This window comes from Arthrobacter sp. R-11, from assembly GCF_049913155.1.
Lineage (GTDB): Bacteria > Actinomycetota > Actinomycetes > Actinomycetales > Micrococcaceae > Arthrobacter.
The window spans coordinates 3,131,679-3,158,541 of the sequence record NZ_CP183979.1; the positions used below are offsets into that span (position 1 = coordinate 3,131,679).

Consider the following 26,863-nt stretch of genomic DNA (forward strand, 5'->3'; position numbering starts at 1 on the left):
AGTGTTCGTCTCCCCCGGGCATGGCCGCCCCCCGCGCCGGGTTCAGCGCAAGGGAACGATGTCATCCACCCCCATCCGTGCAGCATCCGCCGACTCGTCGTCGGGCTGCTCCTGGCTGAGCCGTTCCGCTTCGACGCGGGCAAGGTAGTGCTTGATTTCGCCTTCGCGCTGCACATCGCTCCAGCCGAGGATTTCACCCATCAGCTTAGCGACTACGGGCACCGCGGACACTCCCCTGTCCCACGCCTCGATTGAAATGCGGGTCCGGCGGGTCAGGACGTCATGCACATGCCGGGCACCTTCGTGGGTAGTGGCGTAGACCACCTCGGCGGCAAGGTAGTCATCGGCGCCCGGCAACGGCTCGGCGAGCTCGGGCAGTTCCTTGATCAGCGCGAGGACGTCGGTGGCCATGGAACCGTAGCGGTTCAGCAAATGTTCCACACGGGCCACGTGCACGCCGGACTCCTCGGCCATGCGGGAGCGCCGGTTCCAGGCGGCCTTGAACCCTTCGGCCCCGAGCAGCGGGATGGTCTCGGTGCAGCTGGCGGGAACGCGCTCGTCCATGGCCCGAGTGGCCTCGTCCACGGCGTCCTTGGCCATGACCCGGTAGGTGGTGAACTTTCCGCCGGCCACGACCACCAGTCCCGGAACCGGGTGCGCCACCACATGCTCGCGTGAAAGCTTGGCCGTGGAATCGCTCTCACCGGCCAGCAGGGGCCGCAGGCCGGCGTAGACGCCCTCGACGTCTTCCCTGGTCAACGGCCGCTTCAGCACTTTGTTCACGCGCTCAAGCACGTAGTCGATGTCCTTCGATGAAGCCGCCGGGTGCGCCTTGTCCAGCTTCCAGTCGGTATCCGTGGTGCCGATGATCCAGTGCCGGCCCCAGGGGATGACGAAGAGCACGGATTTCTCGGTCCGCAGGATCAGGCCCACCGTGGACTGGAAGCGGTCCCGCGGAACAACCAGGTGGATGCCCTTGGACGCACGCACCTTGAGCTGGCCACGGTCGGTCACCATGGCCTGTGTTTCATCGGTCCAGACGCCGGTGGCGTTGACCACCTGCTTGGCGCGGATCTCGAAGGTGCTGCCGTCTTCCTGGTTCTCCACCTTCGCCCCGACCACCCGTTCGCCTTCCCGCAGGAAGGAGACCACGCGCATCCGGTTCACGGCGTGCGCACCGTAGCGGGCCGCCGTCCGGACGACGTTGACCACCAGCCGGGCGTCGTCCACCTGCGCGTCGTAGTAGCGGATGGACCCGACGAAAGCATCGTTCTTCAGGCTCGGCGCGGCCCGGAGGGTGCCGCGCCGGAAGAAGTGCTTGTGCCTGGGCACTCCGCGGCTGTGCCCGGAGGTCAGGCCGAGTGTGTCGTACAGGAAGATGCCGGCACCCACGTAGGGCCGCTCCCAGAATCGCCGCGTGAGCGGGTAGAGGAACGGAACCGGGCGGACCAGGTGCGGGGCGATCTGCTGGATGAGCAGGCCGCGCTCCTGCAGGGCTTCCTGGACCAGGGCGAAGTCGAGCATCTCAAGGTAGCGCAGGCCGCCGTGGATCAGTTTCGACGAACGGGAGGACGTCCCCGAAGCCCAATCGCGGGCCTCCACGATGCCCACGGACAGGCCGCGGGTCACCGCGTCCAGGGCCGCGCCGGCACCGACCACTCCCCCGCCGACAATGAGGATGTCCAGTTCCCGGCCGGCCTCGATGGTGCCTTTGAGCACTTCAATGGATTCGGCCCTCGCCTGCGGACTCAGTGCACCGTCCGGTGCGTTGAATGCCTGCGAAGCACCTGCTGCCCTGCCCATTGGACGCCTCCCATCGCCTTCAGCCCGTCAATCCCCCCAGACTACTTGCTGAGTGCGGGCTTGGGCAGGGCCGTACTGGCCTGGCCGGGCGGCTTAGCCGAGGTACGGAGACACGACGACGTCGACCCGCTGGAATTCCTTCAGGTCCGAGTAGCCGGTGGTCGCCATCGAGCGGCGCAGCGCACCGATGAGGTTCGAGGTGCCGTTGGTGTGGTGTCCCGGGCCGAAGAGCACTTCCTCGAGCGGGCCGACGGTGCCGACGTTGACGCGGTCACCGCGCGGCAGTTCGAGGTGGTGGGCCTCCTGGCCCCAGTGCCAGCCCTTGCCAGGTGCTTCTTCGGCGCGCGCCAGGGCACTGCCGAGCATGACGGCGTCGGCGCCCATCGCGATGGCCTTTACGATGTCACCGGAGGATCCCATGCCGCCGTCGGCGATGACGTGCACGTAGCGGCCGCCGGACTCGTCGAGGTAGTCGCGGCGCGCCGCGGCGACGTCGCTGATGGCCGAAGCCAGCGGCGAGTGGATGCCCAGAGCCCGCCTGGTGGTGGTCGTGGCGCCGCCGCCGAAGCCGACCAGGACGCCCGCAGCACCGGTGCGCATGAGGTGCAGTGCCGGGGTGTAGCCGGCGGCACCGCCGACGATCACCGGGACGTCGAGTTCGTAGATGAACTTCTTCAGGTTCAGCGGTTCGTGGTTCTTGGAGACGTGCTCTGCGGACACGGTGGTGCCGCGGATGACGAAGATGTCGACGCCGGCGGCCACCACGGTCTTGTAGTGCTCCTGCGTGCGCTGCGGCGTCAGGGAGCCGGCCACCGTGACGCCGGAGGCGCGGATCTCGGCAAGCCGGCTGGTGATCAGTTCGGGTTGGATGGGTGCCTTGTAGAGCTCCTGCATCCGCCGGGTGACGGCCGGGCTGGCGGTTTCGTCGGCGAGAGCGGCGATTTCATCCAGGACGGACTGCGGGTCCTCGTAACGGGTCCACAGGCCTTCGAGGTCCAGCACGCCCAGGCCGCCGAGGCGGCCCAGCGCGATGGCCGTTTCCGGCGACATGGCCGAGTCCATCGGGGCGGCGATCACCGGCATTTCGAACTTGTATGCGTCGATCTGCCACGAGACGGAGACGTCCTTGGGGTCGCGGGTCCTGCGGTTGGGGACGATCGCAATGTCATCCAGGGAGTAGGCACGACGCCCACGCTTGCCACGGCCAATCTCAATCTCATAAGTCACGGGCTCTACTTTACTGGACCCCCTTCAGGGAACCGATTCGACCAATCAAGTAAAGACTTCACAAAATCTGAAAGAAGTATTTACAAGTCTTGAAATGTACCAATAGATTTCTCTCGGTTGCGGAAACCCTCTGCGCCGACTCCACTTTTCATCGCCCGGGACCACACTCGCCCGGAGACAGGAACCCCATGGAGAACACCATTTGGAGCCGCCGGAAATACAGCGGCCTTGCATTGTCGGCCGCCGTGCTGGCCGGCCTGATGTCCTTCGGCACCGCCCCCGCCGGTGCCACCACGCCATCCACCAGCGACCCCGGAACAGGAACGGCCGCCGTCGGGAACCTGCAAGCAGGTGAGCAGTATTCCCAGTTCATCGTGCAGTACAAGGCCGGAGCCCGGGGTGCCACGGCAGCTGCCCGTGCCAACGCCTGGGGCAAGGTCGCCAAGGAGCTTGGCATCACGCCGCATGAAGTCCGCGGCCTGGCCACCGGCGCCACGCTGATCGCCAGCTCAAGGCCCCTGGATGCGCAGCAGTCGCAGGAGTTCATGACCGGGCTGGCGGCGTCCGGCGCCGTTGAGTACGTCGAGCCGGATGCGCGGATGCGGGCAAGCCTTACCCCGAACGACCCCCGCTACGGCGAACAATGGGATTTCACCGGCACCAACGGCATGCGGATCCCGGGCGCTTGGAACACCTCCACCGGCTCCGGATCGGTCGTGGCCGTGATCGACACCGGCATCACGGCCCACCCCGACCTGGACGCCAACATCCTCCCCGGCTATGACTTCATCGCCGACTCCGCCGCCGCCCGCGACGGCAACGGCCGCGACGCCAACCCGCAGGACCAGGGCGACTGGTACGCCAGCGGGGAATGCGGCGACGCCAGCAGCTCCAACTCCTCCTGGCACGGCACGCACGTAGCCGGCACCATCGCCGCGGTCACCGGCAACGCCACCGGCGTGGCCGGTGTCGCCCCTGATGCGAAGGTCGTCCCCGTCCGTGTCCTGGGCAAATGCGGCGGCATGCTCTCGGACATCGCCGACGCTATCGTCTGGGCCTCCGGGGGCGCTGTCTCCGGCATACCGGCCAACGCCAACCCGGCAAAGGTGATCAACATGAGCCTCGGCGGCTCGGGCAGTTGCTCCTCCACCTACCAGAGCGCCATCAACAGCGCAGTAAACCGCGGTACCACCGTGGTGGTGGCCGCAGGAAACGAGGCTTCCAACGCCTCCACCTCGCAGCCTGCCAACTGCGGCAACGTGGTGACGGTCGCCGCCAGCAACAACAGCGGCGGGCTGTCCTACTACTCGAACTACGGCAGCGTGGTGGACCTCACCGCCCCCGGCGGCGATGCGCGCCAGAGCGGTGGCGGCATCCTCTCTACCCTGAACACCGGCACCACCACCCCGGCCGCCGCCGGCTACGCCTGGTACCAGGGCACGTCCATGGCCACCCCGCACGTCGCCGGCCTCGTAGCCCTGATGAAGGCTGCAGACCCCTCGCTCACCCCGGCCCAGGTCGAATCAACCCTCAAGCAGGGCACCCGCCCCATGCCCGCCGGGTGCACCCTCGGCTGCGGCGCCGGACTCTCCGACGCGGCAGCCACCCTGGCGCTGCTCGGCGGAAGCACCCCGCCGCCGTCGGGCAATGTCCTGCTGAACCCGGGCTTCGAATCCGGCGCCGCCTCCTGGACCTCCAACAAGAGCGACACCTTTGAGAGCGGCAGCTCCGCCCGCACGGGCACCGGCTACGCGGCCCTGAACGGCTGGGGCCAGTCCACCACGTACACGCTCGACCAGAAGGTGACCGTGCCCACGGGCAGCGGCGCCGGTTCGCTGTCCTTCTACCTGCGCATCCTCAGCAACGAAGGAACCACCACGGCCTACGACACCCTCAAGGTCCAGGTGATCGACGGCGCCACCACCACGACGCTGGCCACCTACTCCAACAAGGACAAGGGAAGCAGCTATGTGCAGCGCACGCTGGACATGTCCGCCTACAAGGGCAAGACCGTAACCGTGCGGTTCCTGGGCACCGAGGACTACTCCTACTCCACCACCTTCCAGCTGGACGACACCTCGGTGGCAGTCTCCTGACCGCAGGCTGAGTCGACTCCAGCTGCAAAACCCCCGCTGCATAAGACGACGACGGCGGTGTCCCCACCACAGGGGGCACCGCCGTCGCGCTTTCCTGCTGCGGAGCTCAACCCTCGTCCCGGGTGCTCCCGTCCAAGCTGAGCTGGGATTCGAACATCCGGAAGTACCGTCCGCGCAGGGCCACGAGTTCCTTGTGGGTCCCCTGCTCCACAATCCGGCCGTCTTCGAGCATGTAGATGATGTCAGCCTTTTCGATGGTCGCCAGGCGATGGCTGATGGCGATGATCGTGCTGCTGCGGTCGGCAAAGAGCCGGGTGAAGATGCGGTGTTCGGCGAGGGCATCGATCGCGGACGTAGGTTCGTCCATGACCATGAACGAGGCCCGGCGGTAGAAGTTCCGGGCCATGGCGAGCCGCTGCCACTCGCCGCCGGACAAGCCGCTGCCCTTGCGTCCCCTCGGATCCTCCATCCAGTTGCTCACATGGTTGTCGAGGCCGTTGGGCAGCTTGTTGATGAAATCCAGGGCTTCGGCGTCATGCGCGGCTTTGCTGACCCGGGCGTTGTCGCGGGGGTCTTCGACATCACCGAAATAGATGTTGTCCGCAGCCGTGGCGAATTCGTATTTGAGGAACTCCTGGCTGAGGACAGCGAGGTGGCGGTGCCAGCTCTTGACGTCAAGCGTGCTGAGGTCGACGCCGTCGAGCAGGACCTGCCCCGAGTCGGGGCTGTACAGCCCCGCCAGGATCCGGATGAGTGTCGACTTCCCGGCGCCGTTCTCCCCCACGACCGCGATGTGCTGGCCCTGTTCAATGGTGAGGGAGATGCCCTTGATGACCTCGATGTCGCTTCCGGTGTAGCTGAAGCGGATGTCCTGCAGCTCGACCGTCCGCGGCGCGGCAGCCAGCGCCGGGGCCCTGCGCGAGTGCACTGGAAGGGTCAGGAAGAGCTCGTAGTCCTTCAGGTTGGCGAGGTCCTCGTCGATGGAACTCAGCGAGGAAACCAGGTTGCTGGCCGTGGAGAGCGCCCGGCTGACGATCTGCTGCACATAGAGGAACTGGCCCACCGGCTGGGCCCGGGCAATGATCTGCCCCACCACCCAGATCAAGGACACGACCTCCGCACCGTATTGCAAAGCATCCGCCGCCAGTTGCTTGGGAATGTAGCGCTTCTGGAAGTCGAGTCGGCGCCGCTCATCGGCGTCACGCAGGCGCGAACGCAGTTCCATGAGGAAACCGACGATCCCGTACAGGCGCATCTCGGCGATGTGCTGGGGGCGGAGCAGGTTGGTTTCGATCATGCGCCGCTGCCTGCGGGAATCCACCTGCGTATTCCAGTGGGCAATCTGTTCCCGGGACAGCTTGAACTGCAGGTACACGCTGGGGACGATGGCCACCAGCACGATGGCAGCGATCCACCAGCTGACCAGGAGCAACGCCCCGACGGCCAGCACCACGGAGACCAACTGGGTGAAGATGGCGGCGATCCGGTCCAGCACCCGCGCATAGGAATCCGAGAAGCGCTTGGCACGGTCGTAGAGGTCTACGGTCTCTTTGTCGTCGTAGCGCCAGAATTCCAATCCCAGGAAGCGCTCGTACATCTGGTCGCCCACAATGGCGCCCACCCGGAAGCTCATGAGCTGCTGGATGTAGCGGTCCACACTGCTGAAGGCGCCCCAGAACAGTCCCAGCGCCGCAGTGATGATGACATACAGCACGGCCCGCGGGCCGGCGTCGGGATCTCCCGCATAGCCGGCGGCCAGCGCCGTCGTGGTGAGCGAGGCGAAGTAGGTGGTGACGAGCGGCAGCAGCGCCGAAACCAGCGACCCGGCCACCTTCATGATGACCGCGGCGGGCGAGGCCTGGAAACTCACCTTGAGAACCTGCCCGACGGCGCGGGCGTACGGCCGGAGCGCGAGCCTGCGGGGTGGGTCCTTGCTTAGCCGGACAGAGGCCGGGTGCCGCGGTTCCGCGGGCTTTTCAGACATGGCACCAGCCTATCCGCTGCACGCTTAAGCAACTGTTCCCCGCGGATTTCTCCACGGGGAACAGCCGCTTAGGCGGGGTCCGTCAGCGGGAACCGTAGTTCGGCGCCTCGACGGTCATCTGGATGTCGTGCGGGTGCGATTCCTTCAGACCCGCGGCCGTGATGCGGACGAACTTGCCGCGGGCCTTCAGCTCGGGGATGGTCGGCGCACCGGTGTAGAACATGGTCTGGCGCAGGCCGCCGACCAGCTGGTAGGCCACGGAGGACAGCGGTCCGCGGTAGGCGACGCGGCCTTCGATGCCTTCGGGGATGAGCTTGTCGTCACCGGAGACGTCGGCCTGGAAGTAGCGGTCCTTCGAGTACGAGGTGTTCTTGCCGCGGGACTGCATGGCACCGAGGGAGCCCATGCCGCGGTAGCTCTTGTACTGCTTGCCGTTGACGAAGATGAGGTCGCCAGGGGACTCGTCGCAGCCGGCCAGGAGGGAGCCGAGCATCACGGTGTCTGCGCCGGCGACCAGGGCCTTGCCGATGTCGCCGGAGTACTGCAGGCCGCCGTCGGCGATCAGCGGAACACCGGCCGGGATGGCGGCCTTCGCGGATTCGTAGATGGCAGTGATCTGCGGGACGCCGACGCCGGCAACCACGCGGGTGGTGCAGATGGAACCCGGGCCCACGCCCACCTTGATGCCGTCTGCGCCGGCATCGATCAGTGCTTGGGCGCCTTCGCGGGTGGCGGCCTGGCCACCGATGATGTCCACGTGCGCTGCGGCCTTCTCGCCCTTCAGGCGGGCGATCATGTCCAGCACGCCCTGGGAGTGGCCGTTGGCGGTGTCCACGAAGAGCGCATCCACGCCGGCGTCGATCAGGGTCATGGCGCGTTCCCAGCCGTCGCCGAAGAAGCCGATGGCGGCGCCGACGCGCAGGCGGCCTTCCTCGTCCTTGGTGGCCAGCGGGTACTGCTCCGCCTTGGTGAAGTCCTTGGTGGTGATGAGGCCCTGGAGGCGGCCCTGCTCGTCGACGAGCGGGAGCTTCTCGATCTTGTTCTTGGCCAGCAGGTCGGACGCTTCTTCGCGGCTGATGCCCACGCGGCCGGTGACCAGGGGCATCTTGGTCATGACTTCGCTGACCAGGCGGGACGGGTACTCGCTCTCCGGAACGAAGCGGGTGTCGCGGTTGGTGATGATGCCCAGCAGGCGGTTGTCGGCGTCGACGACCGGCAGGCCGGAAACCCGGTAGCGCGCACACAGCTGGTCCAGTTCCTGCAGGCTGGCCTCGGGGCCGATGACCAGCGGGTTGGTGATCATCCCGGATTCGGAGCGCTTGACGCGGTCCACATGGTCGGCCTGGTCCGCTATGGCGAGGTTGCGGTGGATGACACCCAGGCCGCCCTGGCGGGCCATGGCGATTGCCATGCGGGACTCGGTGACGGTGTCCATCGCGGCCGAAAGCAACGGGGTCTGGACTGTAATGCGCTTGGAGATGCGGGAGGAAGTATCTGCATCGGACGGGATGACGTCCGTGTGGCCCGGCAGGAGCAGGACGTCGTCGTAGGTCAGGCCTACGAAGCCGAAGGGATCGTGTTCGGGCTGGGTCATGAGTGCGCCTCTTACCGTGTTTCGTGGGGTCTAAAGGGTAGGGGTTGCAACAGATGACCAACCCGTCATTACGGGACTGGCCTGTGCAGGAGGTGGGGCAGGTATTGAGTAAATACTAGAACCTTGCGGACGATCCCCATATTCCACGGCGGCAATGTGAGCAAGCGCACCCGGCCGTCTGCCGCCGTCGGGCGGTATCTGGCCGTCAGACCGTTATTTCCATTTGGTGGCGGCCAGCAGCCGCCGCTCGAACATGGGAATCATGGTCTCCACGTAGGTGCGTGTGAGGTGGTTTTCATCCTTGTAGACATACACGTTGCCGACCACGGCGGGGCAGACGCCCTTGGCGCAGATGAAGTCGCTCATGTCCATCAGGTAGAGCCCCTTCACCTTGCCGCGGTAGTCGTCCAGCGGCGAGGACGCGGCCAGGGACTTCTCCAGCGGGGTATTGCAGTCCGGCGAGTCCGGGCCCTTTTTCTGAACGCATTCGGGCATGTTGATGGCAAAGCGCGGGTTGTCGCGGATGCCCACGATGTCGATTCCCGCGTCTGCAAAGGGCTTGATGCCTGCCAGGTACCCGGGGACCTCGGTTTCGAAAGGCGCCTCGACGTGGGTCAGGGACGCCACCGTGAACACAGCGTCAGGTTTGTGTTCCAGCACGTACGCCGCACTTGCCTTGTTGAAGTCGTTGCAGTCCTGGGGGCGTTCCGGGGACTCAGCGCCGAAGCGGCAGTTGCCCTTGAAGAGGGTGACGATTTCCCAGCCGTGCTTCTTGGCGATGGGCCCGAGCGCGGCCATGTACTGCTGGGCGTGCGAATCACCGAGCGCCACAATGTGCTTGGTGGGTTTGGCGGCCGGGCTGATCTGCAGGCAGCCCTGGAGCAAAGGGTCGGTGGGCACGTTGGCACCGGTGCACAGTCCGTCCACGTGTGCCCACTCGTCGTCCATCGCGGAGGGGCCGGGGATGATCCTGGCCTCAGGCGTGGGCTTCCCGGCGTTCTCCGGTTTCAGGGCGGCCGCGCCGGGCGTCAGTTCCTTGGGCTGGGCGGCGATGGCCGCGTTCTCCGCGGCGATCATGCCCTGCCAGGCGCTCAGCGGCACCGCGAGCAGGGTGCCGCATGCGGCAATCACGACGGCGGTGCGCCAGGTGCGCAGTTTGGGCCACTTCCACTCGCGGACGGGAGCTTCGACGAAGCGGCTGGTTCCGACGGCCAGCAGGAGGGAGACGGTGAGGATGCCGAGGCCAAGCCATAGGTCCGGGGCGGCCAGGCCGGTGGCCAGGAGGGTGAAGACCAGAAGTGGCCAGTGCCAGAGGTAGAGCGCATAGGAGTGGCCACCCAGCCAGACCAGCGGCTTGGAGCCGAGCACGCGGTCCACGCCAACGCGGCTGCCGCTCTGCCCGGCAACGATGATGGCGGCCGCGGCAAGGGTGGGCCACAGGGCGACGAAGCCCGGGAAGGACCTGTCGACGGTGAGCAGGAGGCCACAGGACAGCATCGCGGCGAGGCCCGTCCAGCCCAGCACCACCCGCAACCAGCGGGGCGGGGAAAGGTACGGCAGGGCCAGCGCCAGCAGCGAGCCCAGGGCGAATTCCCAGAGCCGCGCCCGGGTGTCGAAGTACGCGTAAGCCTGGTTGCTCGCCGTCTGGTCCACCGAGTAGGCCAGGGACACAGCGAACACCGCCGCGAACACGATGACCAGGACACCGCGGTGGCTTGGTCGCCCGAGGGGCGCCAGCGCTCCGCGGAACGGCACCTTGCGAAGGAGCGGAACCGCGATGCCCACGGCGGCGAAGATGATCGGCCACAGGACAAAGACCTGGCCCTGGATGGAGAGCGACCAGAAATGCTGCAGCGGGCTCGCGCCGGAATGGTTCTGCGCGTAGTAGTCGACGGCGGCATCGGCCAGCTGCCAGTTCTGCCGGTAGAACAGCGTGGCCCAGGCTTCATCCAACAGGCCGCCCCAGCGTGTCTGCGGGACCAGGATCCACATTCCCGCGAGGACCCCGAGGATCACGACCACAACCGCGGGAAGCAGGCGCTTGAAGACGTGCAGCCAGTGCCCGAGGAGCCGCAGCTCCCGCCCCTCCTCCAGCTTCCTGGTGAAGGACAGGGTCAGGAAAAAGGCCGAGACCAGGAGGAACACGTCGACGCCGCCGGAAACCCTGCCCAACCAGATGTGGTAGCTGGCGACCATGAGGACTGCCAGGGCTCGAAGTCCCTGGACCTCAGGACGGAAGTTGCCTTTCGCCCCCGGGCCGCCCTGTTTGGAGGCAGCCTGCGGTGCCGCGTTTCCCATAGTCATGACCTGTACAGATTCCTCAACGCTCGTAACCCTGACCCCCCAAGGTTACCAATCCGTTACCTGTAGGGGCGAATCCCAAGCAGACTGAGCACCGCAGGAAGGTCGGTCGAGGCCCTGTGGCACTCGTGCCGGTCCGGCGGCGCGCCATGCTTTGCTTTGCGCACTATTACGCATTGCATAGTAGTGTCTGGTGCATACAAGCAAGCGACTGGAGAAACCATGGATTCGACGCAACTCCTCAAGGGGGTACTGGACGTGGCGGTGCTGGCGGTACTGAACCGCGAGGACGGATACGGGTACGACGTCGTCCGGCGGCTTCGCGCGGCAGGCCTGGAGGACGTGGGGGACGCCTCGGTGTACGGCACCTTGCGCAGGCTCTACGCCAACGGCGCCCTGACCAGCTACGTGGTGCCCTCCGAGGGCGGTCCCCACCGCAAGTATTACGGCATCAACGACCACGGCAGGTCCGTCCTCACCCTGCAGAGCAAGGGCTGGCAGGACTTCGCCAGGAGCATGGACCGGCTGCTCTCCGATGAGCCCCTTCCAACCCTGAACACCACCCCGAACCCTTCCGCTCCGAACCGCAGCGAGACTTTGGAGGACAAGAAATGACCAGCTCCCAGACCGTCCCGGCCCTGGTCGCGGCCTATGCGGAAGCCGTTCGACGCGGCTTGGACGACCTCCCCGCCGGCGACGTCGAAGACCTCACCGAGGGCCTCGAAGCCGACCTCATGGAACAGTTCGAGGAGTCCGGAGCCGTGCCGGCCCTCTCCCCCGCGGACTACGCCGCCGAGCTCCGCAGTTCCGCCGGACTGCCCGAGCGCAATGCCGCGGGTGCCGAAAAGAAGGGTCCCGGAATCCGGGACAGTTTCCGGAAGGCGGGGACAGACTTCCTGGCGAAGGTCCGGGCGCATCCGGCGTCCAACGCCGTGCTTGAATTCCTGATCAAGCTGCGCCCAGTGTGGTGGCTGTTGCGGGCCTGGGCAATTTTCGAGATTGTCAGCATTCCGTTCAACGGCAGATCCTTCACATACATCCCCCGAGGCTTCACCAGTTGGGCTTTTCTGCTGCTGCTCATAGTCCTCAGCGTCCATTGGGGAAGCCGCCCAAAGCCTCAGCGCGCTTGGTTGCGGCGGACCCTTTGGACAGCCAGCGCGCTAAGCGTCACCTTCATCATCATGATCCTGCCAGGCACTGCTCTTCATTTGCTGACGCCTGCCTACAATCCGCCGCCGGCCGATAACAACTCCGGCTACATTCCCCCGCTCAGCGTCAACGGCGCCAGCGTGGAGCACGTCTTCGTCTATGACAAGGACGGAACCCTCCTGCGGGACGTGCGGTTCTACGATCAGGACGGCTCGCCGCTCGATATGCCGCTTCCGGACGGTTTCACCGCTCCCCAGCAGCTTCCCGCCGGTGCGCAGCCGGGTGAGCCTTTTGGCCCGCCGATGGACCGGTACGGCGAGGCGGTCCCGAGCGCGGAGCCAACTCCTGTCTCCCCTGCCCCGAGCCCCTCGGCGACGGACAACGCAACCCCGGCGGCGTCGTCGTCCGCAACTCCCTCGCCGTCCTCCCCGGCAGGCAAGGCAAGCCCCTCAGCCACGCCCACGCAGGGCAAATAGCTGGGGAAACACAGAAGGCCCGGTTCCCATGGGGGAACCGGGCCTTCCTTTGCTTCAGGAACAGACCGTATTAGTGGCTGTGGCCTGCGTGTGCGTCCGCGTCCTCAGCCGGCTTCTCGGCGACCAGGGTCTCGGTGGTGAGAACCAGGGCGGCGATGGAAGCAGCGTTGCGGAGTGCGGAGCGGGTGACCTTGACGGGGTCGATCACGCCGGCGGCGATCAGGTCCTCGTACTCACCGGACTTCGCGTTGAAGCCGTGGTTCTCGGGCTGCTCGGACACCTTGGCGACGACGACGTAACCGTCGTAGCCGGCGTTCTGGGCGATCCAGCGCAGCGGCTGGGTCAGCGCGCGGCGGACGATGCCGACGGCGGCAGCCGCGTCACCTTCCAGCTTGTTGACCTGGCGGTCGGTATCCAGTGCCTTGAGGGCGTGGATGAGGGCCGAGCCACCGCCGGAGACGATGCCTTCTTCAAGGGCGGCACGCGTGGAGGACACGGCGTCCTCGATGCGGTGCTTCTTTTCCTTGAGTTCGACCTCGGTGGCTGCGCCGACCTTGATGACACCGATGCCGCCGGCCAGCTTGGCCAGGCGTTCCTGCAGCTTCTCGCGGTCCCAGTCCGAATCGGTGCGGGCCAGTTCGGCGCGCAGCTGGGCAACACGGCCGGCGACGTCTTCGGCAGAGCCTGCACCGTCGACGATGGTGGTGTTGTCCTTGGTGACCGTGATGCGGCGGGCGGAACCGAGGACCTCCAGGCCCACCTGGTCCAGGCTCAGGCCAAGCTCCGGGGAGACAACCTGGGCACCGGTCAGGGTGGCGATGTCCTGGAGCATGGCCTTACGGCGGTCGCCGAAGCCGGGAGCCTTGACGGCCACGACGTTCAGGGTGCCGCGGATGCGGTTCACGATCAGGGTGGACAGGGCCTCGCCGTCGATGTCTTCGGCAATGATGAAGAGCGGCTTGGCGGCCTGCAGGGCCTTCTCCAGCAGCGGCAGGAATTCCTGCAGCGAGGAGATCTTGCCCTGGTTGATCAGGATGAGGGCGTCCTCGAGGACTGCTTCCTGGCGTTCCGCGTCGGTGACGAAGTACGGGGACAGGTAGCCCTTGTCGAACTGCATGCCCTCGGTGAGGACCAGTTCGGTCTGGGTGGTGGAGGATTCCTCGATGGTGATGACGCCGTCCTTGCCCACCTTGCCGAAAGCCTCGGCCAGGAGCTCGCCGACCTCTTCGCTCTGGGCGGAGATGGCGGCGACGTTGGCGACCTGGCTGCCTTCGACTTCGCGGGCGTTGGCCAGCAGGCGTGCGGCAACGGCCTCAACCGCAACCTCGATGCCGCGCTTGATCTCGCCCGGAGCAGCGCCGGCGGCTACGTTGCGCAGGCCTTCCTTGACGAGGGCCTGTGCGAGCACGGTGGCGGTGGTGGTGCCGTCACCGGCAACGTCGTTGGTCTTGGTGGCGACTTCCTTGGCCAGCTGTGCGCCAAGGTTTTCGTACGGGTCGTCCAGCTCGACTTCGCGGGCGATCGTGACACCGTCGTTGGTGATGGTGGGGGCGCCCCACTTCTTGTCCAGCACGACGTTGCGGCCGCGCGGGCCAAGGGTCACCTTGACAGTGTTGGCGAGCTTGTCGATGCCGGCTTCGAGCGAGCGGCGGGCAGCGTCATTGAACGCAAGCTGCTTTGCCATGGTTGTGTCCTTTCAAGACGGAAAACCCGCACCGCGGGCGGCCGGAAATCCGGTCCGGCCTACGGTGCGGGGTCCAGGGAGTTACTTGACGACGATCGCGAGGACGTCGCGGGCGGACAGCACGAGGTACTCGGAGCCACCGGTCTTGACTTCGGTTCCGCCGTACTTGGAGTAGATGACGACGTCGCCGACGGCGACATCGACGGGCACGCGGTTGCCGTTGTCATCGAAGCGGCCGGGGCCTACTGCGACAACTTCGCCTTCCTGCGGCTTTTCCTGGGCGGAGTCCGGGATGACCAGGCCGGAAGCGGTGGTCTGCTCTGCTTCGAGCGGGCGGACAACGATGCGATCCTCGAGAGGCTTAATGGAGACCGACACTCGGATCTCTCCTTTACGTGAGGTAGTACGTGGACTATCAAACCAGGGGTGCCTTGGCGGGCTTGCCGTCGTCGCGGTGCCGGCAAGTGCCTGCGGCATGATTAGCACCCTCCATGGGAGAGTGCTAACTCAGACTCTATGCAAGCGTTAGCACTCGGTCAAGGTGAGTGCCAGCGTTTCGTCCTTGGGTGAACAGGGTGCCGCCTCACGGCTACTGGCCGGCGAGGTCCTCGAAGTCCACGTCTTCGCCGTTGTCCTCGTCGCCTTCCTGCACGGCAGTGCGGTTCAGGTACAGCACGACGCTGCCCGCGAGGGCGGCAAGGGCGGACAGGACCAGCACCACGAGGGCACCGATCCGGACCCCCGCGTAGCTTTCGCGGATGTCCTTGGCCTCCTGGGTGGCATCCTGGACGCTCTTGCCGGTCATTGAATAGGCGGCGGCATTGAAGGAATCAAGGAAGAAGACGATGATCAGCAAGACGATGCAGACGACGGCGACGGCAGCTCCGGCGATCACGGCGGGACGGGCGTAGACGGCCAGACGGGCAGGAATCCTGCTGCCCCGGCGGGGAGTCGGTGTGGAGTCTTCGGGCTGGCGGCTGATGCTGTCTTCCATGCAATCAACCCTAGCCGTCCGGCAGTACCGCCGCCCGGGTGCGGGAGGACGCGAGGGAGAAACCCCACAAGCCGGCAAGTAGGCTGGAGGGCATGCCCCACAGCCCCCAGGCGCCGGATGCCGCGGCCCCACAGGACCAGATTGCCCCCTTGCTGACCACGGAAGGCTGGGAATTGCTCGCCTCGCTGGGCCCGTACCGCGAGAGCGAATCCCTGGCCTTGAACACGGGCCTCCGCAAGGCCGGGCACTCCCCCGAGTTGGTCTCCGCCGTCCTCACGCAGTCGAGGCTGCGGACCCGGGCGGAAGCGAAGTTCGGCGAATTCGCCCGGCAGATGCTCTTCACCCAGGCCGGCCTGGAGCAGGCGACGCGCCTCACGGTGGCCGCCCGCCATGCCGAACGCTTCGCCGCAGCAGGCACCTCACATGTAGCAGACCTGGGTTGCGGGCTCGGCGCCGATTCGATGGCGCTGGCGTCCCTGGACATCCCGGTCACGGCCGTCGAGCTCGACGAAGCCACGGCGGCCTGTGCCACGATCAATCTGATGCCGTTCCCGCACGCCTCCGTTGTCCATGCCGATGCCACCTCGGTGCCCCTGGACGGGATCGACGGCGTGTGGCTGGACCCGGCACGCCGCACCACCTCGACGTCGGGCACCACCCGGATCTGGGACCCGGAGGAATTCTCCCCACCCCTGTCCTTCGTGGAGTCATTGGCCGCATCCGGCAAGTCTGTGGGGGTCAAGATGGGGCCCGGAATGCCGCACGAGTCGGTTCCCGCGGACTGCGAGGCGCAGTGGGTTTCGGTGGCCGGCGACGTCACCGAGGTGGCCCTGTGGTTCAACAAGGTGGCCCGGCCCGGAATCCGCCGCGCCGCCCTGCTGCTCGGCCCGCGCGGCGCCGCCGAGATCACCAGCGGCGAGGATTTCGACGCCGGCCCGGTCCCCGCCGTCGGGCCCGTTGAGGGCTACCTCTACGAGCCGGACGGTGCGGTGATCCGCGCGGGGCTGGTTGCCGACGTCGCACTCCGCCTGGGCGGGCACCTGCTGGACGAACACATCGCGTACATCTGTGCTCCCGGACTGGTGGACACACCGTTCGCCCGCGCCTACAAGGTGCTGGAGACGATGCCGCTGAACGTCAAGGCGCTCAAGGCCTGGGTGAAGGCACAGAGCATCACCACCCTGGACATCAAGAAGCGCGGCGTCTCCATCACGCCAGAAGAGCTCCGGAAACAACTGCTGCCCGGCGGTGGTTCCGCGAAGTCCAAGTCGGCAGCGAAAGGCAAGGCCGGCAAATCCGCCACGCTGGTCCTGACGCGGATCGGCGACGAACGGACCGCCGTCGTCGTCGAACCGGTCGTCGTCGAACCGGTCGTCGTCGAACCGGTCTGACGCGCCGGGCCCCGCGCTACTGCTCCCGCACGAATGCTTCGGCTGCGGCCACCTGGGCGGCGCTCGGCGTAATACCGGTGTACAGGACGAACTGTTCGAGGGCCTGGATGGTGGCGACCTCGGCGCCGCTGATCACCGTTTTGCCGGCGGCGCGGCCGGCCTTGATGAGCGGCGTTTCGGCGGGGAGCGCGACGACGTCGAACACCACCTGCGCGGCTGTGACGGCCGCTTCCGGGAAGGACAGGGCGTCCGCCTCGGGTCCGCCGGCCATGCCGATCGGCGTGACATTGACGATAACGTCCGCGGTGCTGTCACCCGGCTCGGCCTGCCACGCGAAACCGTAGAGATCCGCGAGCGCACGGCCGGCTTCTTCCTTGCGGGCCACGATGGTGACTTTGGTGAATCCGGCGTCGCGGAAGGCCGCCGCGGTGGCCTTGGCCATGCCGCCCGCACCACGCAGGAGCACGGACGAGTCCGGGCTGATGGCGTTGCGTTCGATCAGCTGGGCGATGGCGGTGTAGTCGGTGTTGTAGGCGGTCAGCACGCCGGAGTCGTTCACGATGGTGTTGACCGAGTCAATGGCCGAGGCCGAGGCGTCCATCCGGTCCACCAGGGCGATGACGTCTTCCTTGTACGGCATGGACACTGCGCAGCCGCGGATGCCCAGGCCCCGCACGCCGGAGATCGCATTCGCGAGGTCGGTGGGGGCAAAGGCCTTGTAGATCCAGTTCAGGCCGAGTTCCTCGTACAGGAAGTTGTGGAAACGCGTCCCGTTATTGCTTGGGCGGACCGAAAGCGAGATGCAGAGGGTCATGTCCTTGTTCAGGATCGGCATGGGGACTTCCTTCGTCTGGCAGGGGCTCTGCGCCCCAGCCTAACTTGGGCGGGGCGCCGCACTGCCACGGCCGGTGCCCCCGCGATCGGAGGCACCGGCCGTTACCCGGACAGTCCGGCTAGCCCTGGCGGGCCTTGAAGCGCGGGTTCAGTTTGTTGATGACAAAGGTTTTCCCGCGGCGCCGCACCACCTGTGCGCCCGGAACCTTCTTGAGTGCGCGCAGCGAATTCCTGACCTTCATGTTTCTCCTTCTCTTGCGGTTGTTACAGGGTGGCTTCAAGTTCGAACGGGTCATCCAGCTCCCGGAAGTCCCGCAGCATCTCCTCTTCGCTGAGGGCGCAGCCGTCCAGCAGCCCGCGGATTTCTTCGGCGTCCACATCCTCGCCCCGTCCGGTGACCGCGAGTACGGTGCCGCGGTCGCCGAACCGCGGATGCCAGCCAAGGGCGGCGTCGACGTCGGACATTCCGGCGGGCAGCGGCTCCGGCCGGTCGGCGATCCACTGGCCGGTGCTTTCCATCCAGACCCGGGGCCCGACGCCCTGGACGGCGATCCGGGTCCGGGCCGCCGACGCGATCCACAGCCGGCCGCGCATCCAGTGGGAACCTGCGGCCAATTGCGGCAGCGCCGCCCGGAAGCGGCCCGGGTGCAACGGGCGCTCAACCTTGTGGAGGACCGTGCGGAAGCTGCCGGATTCGCTGGCCAGCGGGATGCGCACCGAGCCGCGCCTGGTCCGCGCCGCTGCTTCACGGCCGTCATAGCAACCGGGACGGAACGTCTCGGCACGCCCGACCACGGCGGCGTGCGGCGCCAGTTGGGCCAGCAGTTCCGTGCCCTGCCGCCATGGCTCGCTGCCCTCCCGCTCATTGCCGTCGAGCGCCGCGCCGAGCCCGGGATGGATCAGCACGGTGTCCGCGTGGGCGAGCTCCCCCACCAGGAATTCGCCGCTGGTCCTTTCGTCGTCCGGCATGGCCGTGAACCCGGATTCGTAGAGGGTGTGCTTGTCCCAGATGTGGTCTTCCAGTTCCGCGGGGTCGAGGGCAAGGACGGCGTTGTCGACGACCGCTTCCCTGCCAAGGCCCCGGCCGAGCTCCGCCACGGCCATCTCCACGGACACCCCCGGCGGCAGCGCCAGCACCGCATGCCCGTACCCGAGGCCGGCGAGCCGCTCCGCCGTAGGCACGACGTCCAGCTTGACGGTGCAGCTGAGGCACCCGTGTTCCAGCACGGTTTCCGCCTGCTCCAGCAGCCGGCCACCGCGGAAGACCCGGCGCAGGACGACGGAACCATCGAGGAGGTCGTGGAAGACGGTTACGGAATCGGGATGCCCCTGGTCGAGCCGGCCGGCCGCGGCTTCACGGCAGCGGCTGTCCAGGGAACTGACAACGGAAAGATGCATTGCCTCAGCCTATATGCAAATCATTCTCATTAGCAAGGACCTGTGGTTGTCTCCATGTTTCTCCTTACGGCGGAGGCACGCAAGCGCTGCACTAGACTTGGAGCATCCACTGAGGGGCCCCACAGTGGGCATCGCCCGGGGGACTTGGACACACTAGAGGGGACCTTCGTGCAGATTGATTTCGCTTCATCCAGGCAATCGACCCTGGGAGTGGAATGGGAGCTTGCGCTCGTCAACGCGCGCACCGGCGAACTGGTTTCCGTCGCCAACGAAGTCCTCCGCGGCGTCGCCGCCCAGCACCCCGAGTTGAACGAGGACGACGAGCACCCGCACATCAAGCGCGAGCTGCTGCTGAACACCGTGGAACTCGTCACCGGAATCTGCACCACGGTCCGGGAAGCCAAAGACGACCTGGCCCGCTCATTGAAGGCCGTCCGCGAGGTCACCGATCCCATGGGCGTGGAACTGTTCTGCGCCGGCAGCCACCCCTTCAGCCCCCCGCAGCTCCAGCCCGTCACGGACAAGGAACGCTACGCCAAGCTGATCGACCGCACCCAGTGGTGGGGCCGCCAAATGGTCATCTACGGCGTACACGTCCACGTAGGCCTGGACAGCCGCGACAAGGTCCTTCCCGTCCTCGACGGGCTGGTCAACTACTTCCCGCATTTCCAGGCACTGTCCGCCTCCAGCCCGTTCTGGGGCGGCGAAGACACCGGCTACGCGTCGCAGCGCGCCCTGATGTTCCAGCAGCTGCCCACCGCCGGCCTGCCCTTCCAGTTCCCGGACTGGGCCGAATACGAGTCCTACGTGCAGGACATGTTCACCACCGGGGTGATCGACACCCTGTCCGAGATCCGCTGGGACATCCGGCCCGTCCCGAACCTCGGCACCATCGAGATGCGCATCTGCGACGGCCTGGCCAGCCTCGAGGAGGTCGGCGCGATCGCCGCGCTGACCCAATGCCTGGTGCACGAGTTCTCCACCATCCTGGACAACGGCGGCACCATTCCGACCATGCCGCCATGGCACGTCCAGGAGAACAAGTGGCGCGCGGCGCGCTACGGCATGGAAGCCATCATCATCCTCGACGCCGAAGGCAACGAGCAGTTGGTCACGGAGCACCTCAGGGAGACCCTCGACCGGCTGGCCCCCGTCGCTGCGAAGCTCGGCTGCGAAGAGGAGCTGGCCGACGTCGCGAAGATCATCGCCCGCGGCGCCGGTTACCAGCGCCAGCGCCGCGTCGCGGCAGAGCACGACGGCGACCTGCAGGCGGTGGTCCTGGACCTCGTACAGCAGATGCGCGCCGGCTAAGCCCGCTCACCCCCTCTCTCTCACGCCGAAGTCGCCGGAGAACTGCCCGGTCGCCGGAACTTTTCAGCGACCCCGCAGGCCTCCGGCGACTTCGGCTTTAAGACCCCTTGCGCTTCCACTACTTAGCGCTACTATGTACTAGTAGCTAGTAACACTGAGTACTAGTAGCTAGTAACACCAAGTAGTTAGGAGGTGGCCGCATGGGCAAGCAGATGACCGAGATGCTCAAGGGCACGCTGGAGGGCATCGTCCTCGCCCTGCTGACCGGGAAACCGGCCTACGGCTACGAGATCACCACCCTGCTCCGGGACCAGGGGTTCACCGACATCGCCGAGGGCACCGTCTATGCGCTGCTGGTGCGGATCGAGCAGAAGGGGCTCGTCGACGTCGAGAAGCGGCCGTCCGAAAAAGGACCGCCGCGCAAGGTGTATTCACTCAACCAGCAGGGCAAGCAGGAACTTGAAGAGTTCTGGAGGACGTGGAGCTTCCTCGCAGAACGCATCGAACAGCTCCAAAGTATCGACCCAAGCAAGGGAGAGAACTGACCATGGCCGCCAAATGGATCGAAGCACTCACCGGCCCGCTCGAGCAGAAGAAGCAGTACAAGCAAGCCAAGGCGCGCCTGGATGCGCTGCCGGAGCCCTACCTCACCGCCGCGAACGCCTTCAACCGGTACCTCATGTACTACGGCGGCGTCACCGACGGCGACACCATCGTGCAGATGTTCGCCGACTTCGCCGACCTCTGGGAGCGCGCCGCCGTCGACGGCACGCCCGTGGGTGAGATCGTCGGCGAGGATCCCGTCGAATTCGCCGAGGCCTTCGCCCAGGCGTACGGCGGCAAGCGCTGGATCGACAAGGAGCGCGCCCGCCTCATCGACGCTGTCAAGGACGCGAAAAGAAAGGAGGCCGGCCATGACTGAGACCGCGATCCGGGTCCGTGGCCTGGAGAAGTCCTACAAGGAGCTGCACGTGCTGCGCGGCGTCGACTTCGAGGTGGCCGCCGGCAGCATCTTCGCCCTGCTCGGTTCGAACGGGGCGGGAAAGACCACGCTGGTGCGCATTCTCTCGACGCTGCTGAAGGCCGACGCGGGAACCGCGACGGTCCGCGGCTTCGACATCGACGCGGACCCCGGCGAGGTGCGCGGCTCGATCAGCCTGACCGGGCAGTTCGCCGCGGTGGACGAGGTACTGAGCGGCCGGGAGAACCTGGTGCTGGTTGCCAAGCTCCGGCATCTGGAGGACCCGGGCGCCATCGCCGACGGGCTGCTCGAACGCTTCTCGCTGACCGAGGCCGGGGGCCGCAAGGCAGCCGGGTACTCGGGAGGGATGCGGCGCCGGCTGGACATCGCGATGAGCCTGATCGGCAACCCGCCGGTCATCTTCCTGGACGAGCCCACCACCGGGCTCGATCCGCAGGCGCGCATCGAGGTGTGGCAGACCGTCAAGGAGCTCGCCAAGAACGGCACGACGGTGCTTCTCACCACGCAGTACCTCGACGAAGCCGAGCATCTCGCCGACCGCATCGCGATCCTGCACAAAGGAACGATCATCCAGAACGGCACGCTCGACGAGCTGAAGCGGCTGCTGCCGCCGGCCGAAGTTGAGTACGTCGAGAAGCAGCCCTCCCTCGAAGACGTCTTCCTGGCGCTCGTCGGGGCCGATGAAGGAGCCGGAACGGCTGAAGAACGGGAAGAGAAAGAGGCATCACGATGAGCACCCACGTCCTCAGCGACACCGGCGTCCTGACCGGCCGCTCGCTGCGCCACATCCTCCGCAGCCCCGATACGATCATCACCACCGCGGTCACCCCGATAGCGCTGATGCTGCTGTTTGTGTACGTGCTGGGCGGCGCCATCAACGCCCGTTCCGATGGCTCGTATATCAACTACATGCTCCCCGGCATCCTGCTGATCACGATTGCCTCAGGCATCGCGTACACGGCCTACCGGCTGTTCCTCGACATGCAGGGCGGCATCTTCGAGCGCTTCCAGTCCATGCCGATCGCCCGCTCGAGCGTGCTCTGGGCGCACGTGCTCACCTCGCTGGTCGCGAACCTTACCTCGGTGGCGGTGGTCATCGGCGTCGCGCTCATCATGGGGTTCCGCAGCGGGGCATCCGTGGGCGCCTGGCTTGCCGTCACAGGCATCCTGGTCCTGTTCACGCTCGCCCTGACCTGGCTGGCCGTGATCGCCGGGCTCTCCGCGAAAACCGTCGACGGCGCGAGCGCGTTCAGCTACCCGCTGATCTTCCTGCCGTTCATCAGCTCGGCGTTCGTGCCGACCGGTACGATGCCGGGCCCGGTGGCATGGTTCGCCGAGAACCAGCCGGTGACCTCGATCGTGAACTCCATCCGGGCGCTGTTCGCGCAGCAGCCGGTCGGCAACGAGCTCTGGATTGCGCTGGCCTGGTGCCTGGGCATCCTGGTCCTCGCCTACGCCTTCGCGATGTCCGCCTATCGGCGCAAGATCAGCTGACCCTACACCGAAACCGTGGTCACGGGGAGCGAGGAATCCGGAGCAAAGGCAACCCCGCTCGGGGCGATGCCGGCCATCACCAGCTGGGCACCGAGGGCGGCCACCATGGCACCGTTGTCGGTGCACAGCTGCAGCGGCGGAACATGAAGCGTGATGCCGGCCGAGCGGCAGCGCTGCCCGGTCAGTTCCCGCAGCCGCGAGTTCGCCGCCACTCCCCCGCCCAGCAGCAGTTCGGTGATGCCGTTCTCGCGGCAGGCCAGCACCGCCTTCGAGGTGATGATGTCCACCACCGCTTCCTGGAAGGCCGCGGCGATGTCCGCCACCGGGACCTCCTCGCCGCGGGCCTCGAACTGCTCCACGCAGCGCGCGACGGCGGTCTTGAGTCCGCTGAACGACCAGTCGTAGCGGTGCGGGCCGGGTTCCTCCGCGGTCCCCATGTACTTGGGCTGGCTGAGACCGCGCGGGAAGCGGATCGCCTTGGGGTTTCCGGTCCTGGCCATCTTGTCGATGGCCGGGCCGCCCGGGTAGCCGAGCCCCAGGAGCCGCGCGACTTTGTCGTAGGCTTCCCCGGCGGCGTCGTCGATCGTGGAACCCAGCAGCTCGACGTCGTCGGTGATGCTGCGGATCCGTAGGATCTCGGTGTGTCCGCCGGAAACCAGCAGGGCACCAAGATTCTCCGGGAGGCGGTTTTCGGGCATGCGGTTTTCGGACATATCCAGCAGCCCGACGCCCACATGGGCCACCAGGTGGTTGATCGCGTACAGCGGCTTGCCGCTGGCGAGGGCGAGCGCCTTGGCGGCGCAGACACCCACCATGAGGGCACCGGCCAGGCCGGGGCCGGAGGTCACGGCGATCGCGTCAATGTCCTCAAGGGTGACGCCGGCGGTGTGCAGCGATTCCTGCAGGGTGGGCACGAAGGCGTCCAGGTGGGCGCGGGAGGCGATTTCCGGGATCACCCCGCCGAAGCGCACGTGCTCGTCCATGGAGGAGGACACCGTGTTGCTCAGCAGGGTGGTGCCGCGGACGATGCCGACGCCGGTTTCATCGCAGGAGGATTCGATGCCGAGGACGAGCGGACCGGCCTCAAGTGGTTCGCTGGCGGGTGCGGGGTTCACGCGGTGGGTCCTTCTGTGGTGGGTCCTTCTGTAGCTGGTGCTTCAAGCAACGGCAGCCTCATGATGAGGGCGTCCGTGCCGTCGCGGTAGTAGCGGGCCCGGATGTGGATCTGCTCGAAACCGAAGCGCAGGTAGAGCTGCTGGGCGCGGGGGTTATCGGCCCGGACCTCCAGCAGGACGTCGTCGGCGCCGCGGCGGCGGGCCTCGGCGATTAGTTCGGCCAGCACGGCTGAGCCGATGCCGCGGCCTTCGAACTCGGGGACCACGGCGATGGTCTGGATGTCCGCGATGGGCTGGACGCACATCAACCCGGCGTAGGCAACAATCCCGCCGTCGGCCTCCGCCACAACGTAGCGGCGGGTCTCCGGCTGGGAGAGCTCGTCAATGAACATCTGCAGCGGCCAGGCGTCCACCGGGAACAGGCGCCGTTCCAGCTGTTCGACGGCGGCCAGGTCGCCTTCGGCCATGTCCCGCAGCACCACGCCGTCCGGCAGGGCCGCGGTGTTCAGGAACTCCTCGGGGACGGTCACAGCGCACGCTTCCTGGGGCCGGGCACCTGGGCGTCGGATTCGCGCAGGTAGAGCGGGGTGGAGTCCGGCAGCTCCCGGCCGGCGGACAGCAGGGCGAGGGCGAACTGGCCGAGGGACGCCGCGCTGGGCTGGGTGTCCTTGAAGTCCTCATCGGCCTTGACCACGTCGGCGTAGATTCCGGCGCCGGCTCCGTATACGGGAAGCTCCGGCAGGGCGGAGGCGAAACCGACGTGGGGGCCGTCAACGAGTTCCGGGAGCTGGCCGTCGCGCAGGGTGTACCGGGCCCAGTAGACCTCCTTGCGGCGGGCGTCGGTGGCCACGAGGAATTCTGTGGGAGCGCCGGTGGACTCGGCCACTTCGAGGGCGATCGCGTCCAGGCTCATGAGTCCACGGAGAGGTTTGTTCCAGGCGAAGGCCAGGGTGCGGGCTGTGGCGATGCCGGAGCGCAGCCCGGTGAAGGGGCCGGGGCCGACGCCGGTGACGATCAGGTCGATGTCGGCGCCGCTGATGCCGGCATCGGCGAGAAGCTGCTCGATGCCCGGTGCCAGGACCTCCGCGTGGCTACGGGTGTCCTCGGTGGCGAAGGAATCCACCACGCCTTCCATGGCGTCGTCCGAGATGAGGGCGGCGCTTGCCACGGCCGAGGTGTCGATGGCCAGGATCAGCATCAGTTGTTCTCCTCCGGAACGGCGGGGGCGAGGACATCGGGCATGGTGGCCCAGCGGGGGCCGAAGCCGCGGAACACGATGGTGCGGGGTTCGTCATCGTCGTCGGTGTCGAAGTCCAGGACGGCGTCCGCCGCGGGTTCCGCAGCCTGCCCGCCGACAGCCTGCCCGCCGACAGCCGCCCCGCCGACAGCCCGGTGGAGTTCGACGTCGAGGCGGCTCTCGGCCAGGTGCTCGACGCGGCCGCGGCCCCACTCCACCACCGTCACGGACGAGTCCATGGTGTTTTCAAGGTCGATGTCGTCGATTTCGGCTGCCGATTCCAGGCGGTAGGCGTCCACGTGCACCAGGTCCGGGCCGCCGGGGCGCGGGCCGCCGGGCAGGTTCGGGTGGATCCGCACCAGCACGAAGGTGGGCGAGATGACACCCGCCCGCACTCCCAGGCCTTCGGCGAGGCCCTGGGTGAAGGTGGTTTTGCCGGCGCCGAGTTCCCCGGTGAGCACCAGCAGGTCCCCGGCCTCCAGCACCCGGCCCAGGGCGGCGCCGAGTGCGTGCGTGCCGTCCGCCGTCGGGATGGCGAGCGAGCGTTCCCAGAGCGCATCGCTTTCCTGGCCGAGCGGGTTTTCAATGCTCACAATGCTGCCTCTTCGAGCGGCGCGAGTTCGTTGACATAGCTGCGCGGAACGCGCGGGCTGATGCGGGTGACGATCTCATAGTTGATGGTGCCGGCCGCCGCGGCCCAGTCGTCCGCCGTCGGGCCGCCGTCGGCGCCGTCACCGAACATGACCACTTCCGAGCCGGGCAGCGCTGCGGCCTGCTCCGGGTCCAGGTCGCCGAAGTCGACCACCATCTGGTCCATGGCGATCTGTCCCACCACCGGGTAGCTGGTGCCTTTGATCCGGACCGGCCCCCCGGTGGCCACCCGGGGAACGCCGTCGGCATAGCCCAGCGGAATGAGTCCCAGGGAGCTTTCGCCTTCCGTGCGGTATTTCAGGCCGTAGGACACCCCCTGGCCTTTCGGGACGCGTTTGCAGTTGGAAAGCAGGGTGCGCACGGTCATGGCCGGGCGCAAGCCGAGCTCGGAAGAAGGCTGGCCATCGAACGGCGAAAGCCCGTACAGCCCCAGGCCCACCCGGACGAGGTCGAAATGCGAGTCCGGCCGGGACAGCGTGGCCGGGGTGTTGGCGATGTGCCGCACCTCGGGGTCCACGCCGGAATCCTCGGCCATCGCGAGCGCCTCGCGGAACACGGCAAGCTGTTCGTCCGTTTCCGGGCGGTGCGGTTCGTCGGCCACCGCGAGGTGCGAGAAGATGCCAACTACCCGCAGCAGGCCCTCGTCCTGGTGCTCCATGGCCTTGCCGAGCAGCTTGTCCCAGTCGTCGATGGTGCAGCCGTTGCGGCCCAGGCCGGTATCAATCTTCAGGTGGATGCGGGCGGGACGCTCCTGTTCCCGGGCGGCGGCCACCACGGCGTCCAGTTCCCAGCCGGAGATCCCGATGTCGACGCCGGCGGCCACTGCCGCGGCGAAGTTGCTTTCGCTGGTGTGCAGCCAGGCGAGCAGCGGTGCGTCGATGCCGGCAGCACGGAGCCCGAGGGCCTCGGAGATGTGGGCGACGCCAAGCCAGCGGGCGCCGGCGTCGAGGGCCGCGCGGGCCACCTGGACCGCGCCATGGCCGTAGGCATCGGCCTTCACCACGGCCATCACCTTGGCAGGGGAGGCGATGGCCACGAACTGCCGGACGTTATGCCTGATGGCCTCAAGATCGATGACGGCCGAGCGTTCCAAGACGGAGGGGGTTGGAGAATCAGTGCCTCCGGAAACTTCGTAGCTCACC

General features: G+C 67.0%; 25 protein-coding genes. 9 read left to right on the plus strand and 16 right to left on the minus strand.

The features are described 5' to 3' along the window. Positions 1–42: 42 nt before the first annotated feature. Positions 43–1,803, minus strand: a complete 1,761-nt coding sequence (locus ACN9M4_RS14170; protein ID WP_426298927.1) for a glycerol-3-phosphate dehydrogenase/oxidase — start codon at positions 1,801–1,803, stop codon at positions 43–45. Positions 1,804–1,896: 93 nt separating this feature from the next. Next, entirely contained in the window at positions 1,897–3,030 is a 1,134-nt protein-coding gene (locus ACN9M4_RS14175) for a GuaB3 family IMP dehydrogenase-related protein (protein WP_074588380.1), read from the minus strand. 188 nt (positions 3,031–3,218) lie between these two features. On the opposite strand from ACN9M4_RS14175, the gene ACN9M4_RS14180 reads away from it, so the two are divergent. Beyond that, positions 3,219–5,126: a S8 family serine peptidase gene (locus ACN9M4_RS14180; RefSeq protein ID WP_426298929.1), complete on the plus strand. Its 1,908-nt coding sequence runs from the start codon at positions 3,219–3,221 to the stop codon at positions 5,124–5,126. A 106-nt stretch (positions 5,127–5,232) separates the two neighbouring features. Here the strand turns inward: ACN9M4_RS14180 and ACN9M4_RS14185 are convergent, their stop codons facing one another. The 3 genes from ACN9M4_RS14185 to ACN9M4_RS14195 all read right to left on the minus strand — a co-directional run bounded on the left by ACN9M4_RS14185 (position 5,233) and on the right by ACN9M4_RS14195 (position 11,002). Further along, positions 5,233–7,110, minus strand: a complete 1,878-nt coding sequence (locus ACN9M4_RS14185) for an ABC transporter ATP-binding protein (protein ID WP_426298931.1) — start codon at positions 7,108–7,110, stop codon at positions 5,233–5,235. 82 nt (positions 7,111–7,192) lie between these two features. Beyond that, positions 7,193–8,704, minus strand: a complete 1,512-nt coding sequence (gene guaB, locus ACN9M4_RS14190; protein ID WP_426298933.1) for an IMP dehydrogenase — start codon at positions 8,702–8,704, stop codon at positions 7,193–7,195. Between the two features lie 213 nt (positions 8,705–8,917). After that, complete coding sequence (locus ACN9M4_RS14195; RefSeq protein WP_426303485.1) at positions 8,918–11,002, minus strand: SGNH hydrolase domain-containing protein; 2,085 nt, start codon at positions 11,000–11,002, stop codon at positions 8,918–8,920. A gap of 225 nt (positions 11,003–11,227) precedes the next feature. On the opposite strand from ACN9M4_RS14195, the gene ACN9M4_RS14200 reads away from it, so the two are divergent. Both ACN9M4_RS14200 and ACN9M4_RS14205 read left to right on the plus strand, forming a co-directional pair. Next, positions 11,228–11,620 (plus strand): PadR family transcriptional regulator, encoded by a 393-nt coding sequence (locus ACN9M4_RS14200; RefSeq protein ID WP_426298935.1) that lies wholly within the window; start codon positions 11,228–11,230, stop codon positions 11,618–11,620. Continuing rightward, positions 11,617–12,630 carry a hypothetical protein gene (locus tag ACN9M4_RS14205; protein WP_426298937.1) on the plus strand — a complete coding sequence of 338 codons (1,014 nt, stop codon included), beginning with the start codon at positions 11,617–11,619 and terminating at the stop codon, positions 12,628–12,630. Before ACN9M4_RS14200 ends, ACN9M4_RS14205 begins: the two co-directional genes overlap by 4 nt. Before the next feature lie 70 nt (positions 12,631–12,700). Here ACN9M4_RS14205 and groL read toward each other — a convergent pair whose 3' ends face one another. From groL to ACN9M4_RS14220, 3 genes are all read right to left on the minus strand, one after another. Beyond that, positions 12,701–14,314 (minus strand): chaperonin GroEL, encoded by a 1,614-nt coding sequence (gene groL, locus ACN9M4_RS14210; RefSeq protein WP_426298939.1) that lies wholly within the window; start codon positions 14,312–14,314, stop codon positions 12,701–12,703. 81 nt (positions 14,315–14,395) lie between these two features. Continuing rightward, complete coding sequence (groES, locus tag ACN9M4_RS14215) at positions 14,396–14,692, minus strand: co-chaperone GroES (RefSeq protein ID WP_070347908.1); 297 nt, start codon at positions 14,690–14,692, stop codon at positions 14,396–14,398. Positions 14,693–14,903: 211 nt separating this feature from the next. Then, positions 14,904–15,308, minus strand: a complete 405-nt coding sequence (locus ACN9M4_RS14220; RefSeq protein WP_426298942.1) for a hypothetical protein — start codon at positions 15,306–15,308, stop codon at positions 14,904–14,906. 92 nt (positions 15,309–15,400) lie between these two features. Between ACN9M4_RS14220 and ACN9M4_RS14225 the strand changes: the two genes are divergently transcribed. After that, positions 15,401–16,699, plus strand: a complete 1,299-nt coding sequence (locus ACN9M4_RS14225; protein WP_426298944.1) for a THUMP-like domain-containing protein — start codon at positions 15,401–15,403, stop codon at positions 16,697–16,699. A gap of 16 nt (positions 16,700–16,715) precedes the next feature. On the opposite strand, the gene ACN9M4_RS14230 is transcribed toward ACN9M4_RS14225, so the two are convergent. The 3 genes from ACN9M4_RS14230 to ACN9M4_RS14240 all read right to left on the minus strand — a co-directional run bounded on the left by ACN9M4_RS14230 (position 16,716) and on the right by ACN9M4_RS14240 (position 18,931). Beyond that, a complete protein-coding gene (locus ACN9M4_RS14230; protein ID WP_426298946.1) occupies positions 16,716–17,534 on the minus strand; it encodes a shikimate 5-dehydrogenase in 819 nt (272 codons plus the stop codon). Between the two features lie 118 nt (positions 17,535–17,652). After that, entirely contained in the window at positions 17,653–17,775 is a 123-nt protein-coding gene (gene ykgO / locus ACN9M4_RS14235) for a type B 50S ribosomal protein L36 (RefSeq protein ID WP_426298948.1), read from the minus strand. A 22-nt stretch (positions 17,776–17,797) separates the two neighbouring features. Beyond that, positions 17,798–18,931 carry a GTP-binding protein gene (locus ACN9M4_RS14240; protein ID WP_426298950.1) on the minus strand — a complete coding sequence of 378 codons (1,134 nt, stop codon included), beginning with the start codon at positions 18,929–18,931 and terminating at the stop codon, positions 17,798–17,800. Positions 18,932–19,099: 168 nt separating this feature from the next. Here ACN9M4_RS14240 and ACN9M4_RS14245 point away from each other — a divergent pair, with 168 nt between their 5' ends. The 5 genes from ACN9M4_RS14245 (at position 19,100) to ACN9M4_RS14265 (ending at position 22,718) form a co-directional block, all read left to right on the plus strand. Beyond that, complete coding sequence (locus ACN9M4_RS14245; RefSeq protein WP_426298952.1) at positions 19,100–20,242, plus strand: glutamate--cysteine ligase; 1,143 nt, start codon at positions 19,100–19,102, stop codon at positions 20,240–20,242. A gap of 200 nt (positions 20,243–20,442) precedes the next feature. Further along, complete coding sequence (locus tag ACN9M4_RS14250) at positions 20,443–20,787, plus strand: PadR family transcriptional regulator (RefSeq protein WP_426298954.1); 345 nt, start codon at positions 20,443–20,445, stop codon at positions 20,785–20,787. 2 nt (positions 20,788–20,789) lie between these two features. Then, the gene (locus ACN9M4_RS14255; RefSeq protein WP_426298956.1) at positions 20,790–21,164 is read left to right on the plus strand and encodes a DUF1048 domain-containing protein; all 375 of its coding nucleotides are present in this window, start codon (positions 20,790–20,792) and stop codon (positions 21,162–21,164) included. Beyond that, entirely contained in the window at positions 21,157–21,957 is an 801-nt protein-coding gene (locus ACN9M4_RS14260; RefSeq protein WP_426298958.1) for an ABC transporter ATP-binding protein, read from the plus strand. The genes ACN9M4_RS14255 and ACN9M4_RS14260 overlap by 8 nt, the downstream gene beginning before the upstream one ends. Beyond that, positions 21,954–22,718, plus strand: a complete 765-nt coding sequence (locus ACN9M4_RS14265; protein ID WP_426298960.1) for an ABC transporter permease — start codon at positions 21,954–21,956, stop codon at positions 22,716–22,718. Before ACN9M4_RS14260 ends, ACN9M4_RS14265 begins: the two co-directional genes overlap by 4 nt. Positions 22,719–22,720: 2 nt before the next feature. On the opposite strand, the gene tsaD is transcribed toward ACN9M4_RS14265, so the two are convergent. The 5 genes from tsaD to alr are packed head-to-tail and all read right to left on the minus strand — an operon-like array spanning position 22,721 to position 26,862. Further along, positions 22,721–23,833, minus strand: a complete 1,113-nt coding sequence (gene tsaD / locus ACN9M4_RS14270; protein ID WP_426298962.1) for a tRNA (adenosine(37)-N6)-threonylcarbamoyltransferase complex transferase subunit TsaD — start codon at positions 23,831–23,833, stop codon at positions 22,721–22,723. After that, positions 23,830–24,300, minus strand: a complete 471-nt coding sequence (gene rimI / locus ACN9M4_RS14275) for a ribosomal protein S18-alanine N-acetyltransferase (RefSeq protein ID WP_426303487.1) — start codon at positions 24,298–24,300, stop codon at positions 23,830–23,832. The genes tsaD and rimI overlap by 4 nt, the downstream gene beginning before the upstream one ends. Positions 24,301–24,359: 59 nt before the next feature. Next, positions 24,360–25,031, minus strand: a complete 672-nt coding sequence (gene tsaB, locus ACN9M4_RS14280) for a tRNA (adenosine(37)-N6)-threonylcarbamoyltransferase complex dimerization subunit type 1 TsaB (protein ID WP_426298964.1) — start codon at positions 25,029–25,031, stop codon at positions 24,360–24,362. Then, the gene (gene tsaE / locus ACN9M4_RS14285) at positions 25,031–25,663 is read right to left on the minus strand and encodes a tRNA (adenosine(37)-N6)-threonylcarbamoyltransferase complex ATPase subunit type 1 TsaE (RefSeq protein WP_426298966.1); all 633 of its coding nucleotides are present in this window, start codon (positions 25,661–25,663) and stop codon (positions 25,031–25,033) included. Before tsaE ends, tsaB begins: the two co-directional genes overlap by 1 nt. Beyond that, a complete protein-coding gene (gene alr, locus ACN9M4_RS14290) occupies positions 25,660–26,862 on the minus strand; it encodes an alanine racemase (RefSeq protein WP_426298968.1) in 1,203 nt (400 codons plus the stop codon). Before alr ends, tsaE begins: the two co-directional genes overlap by 4 nt. Position 26,863 lies beyond the last annotated feature (1 nt).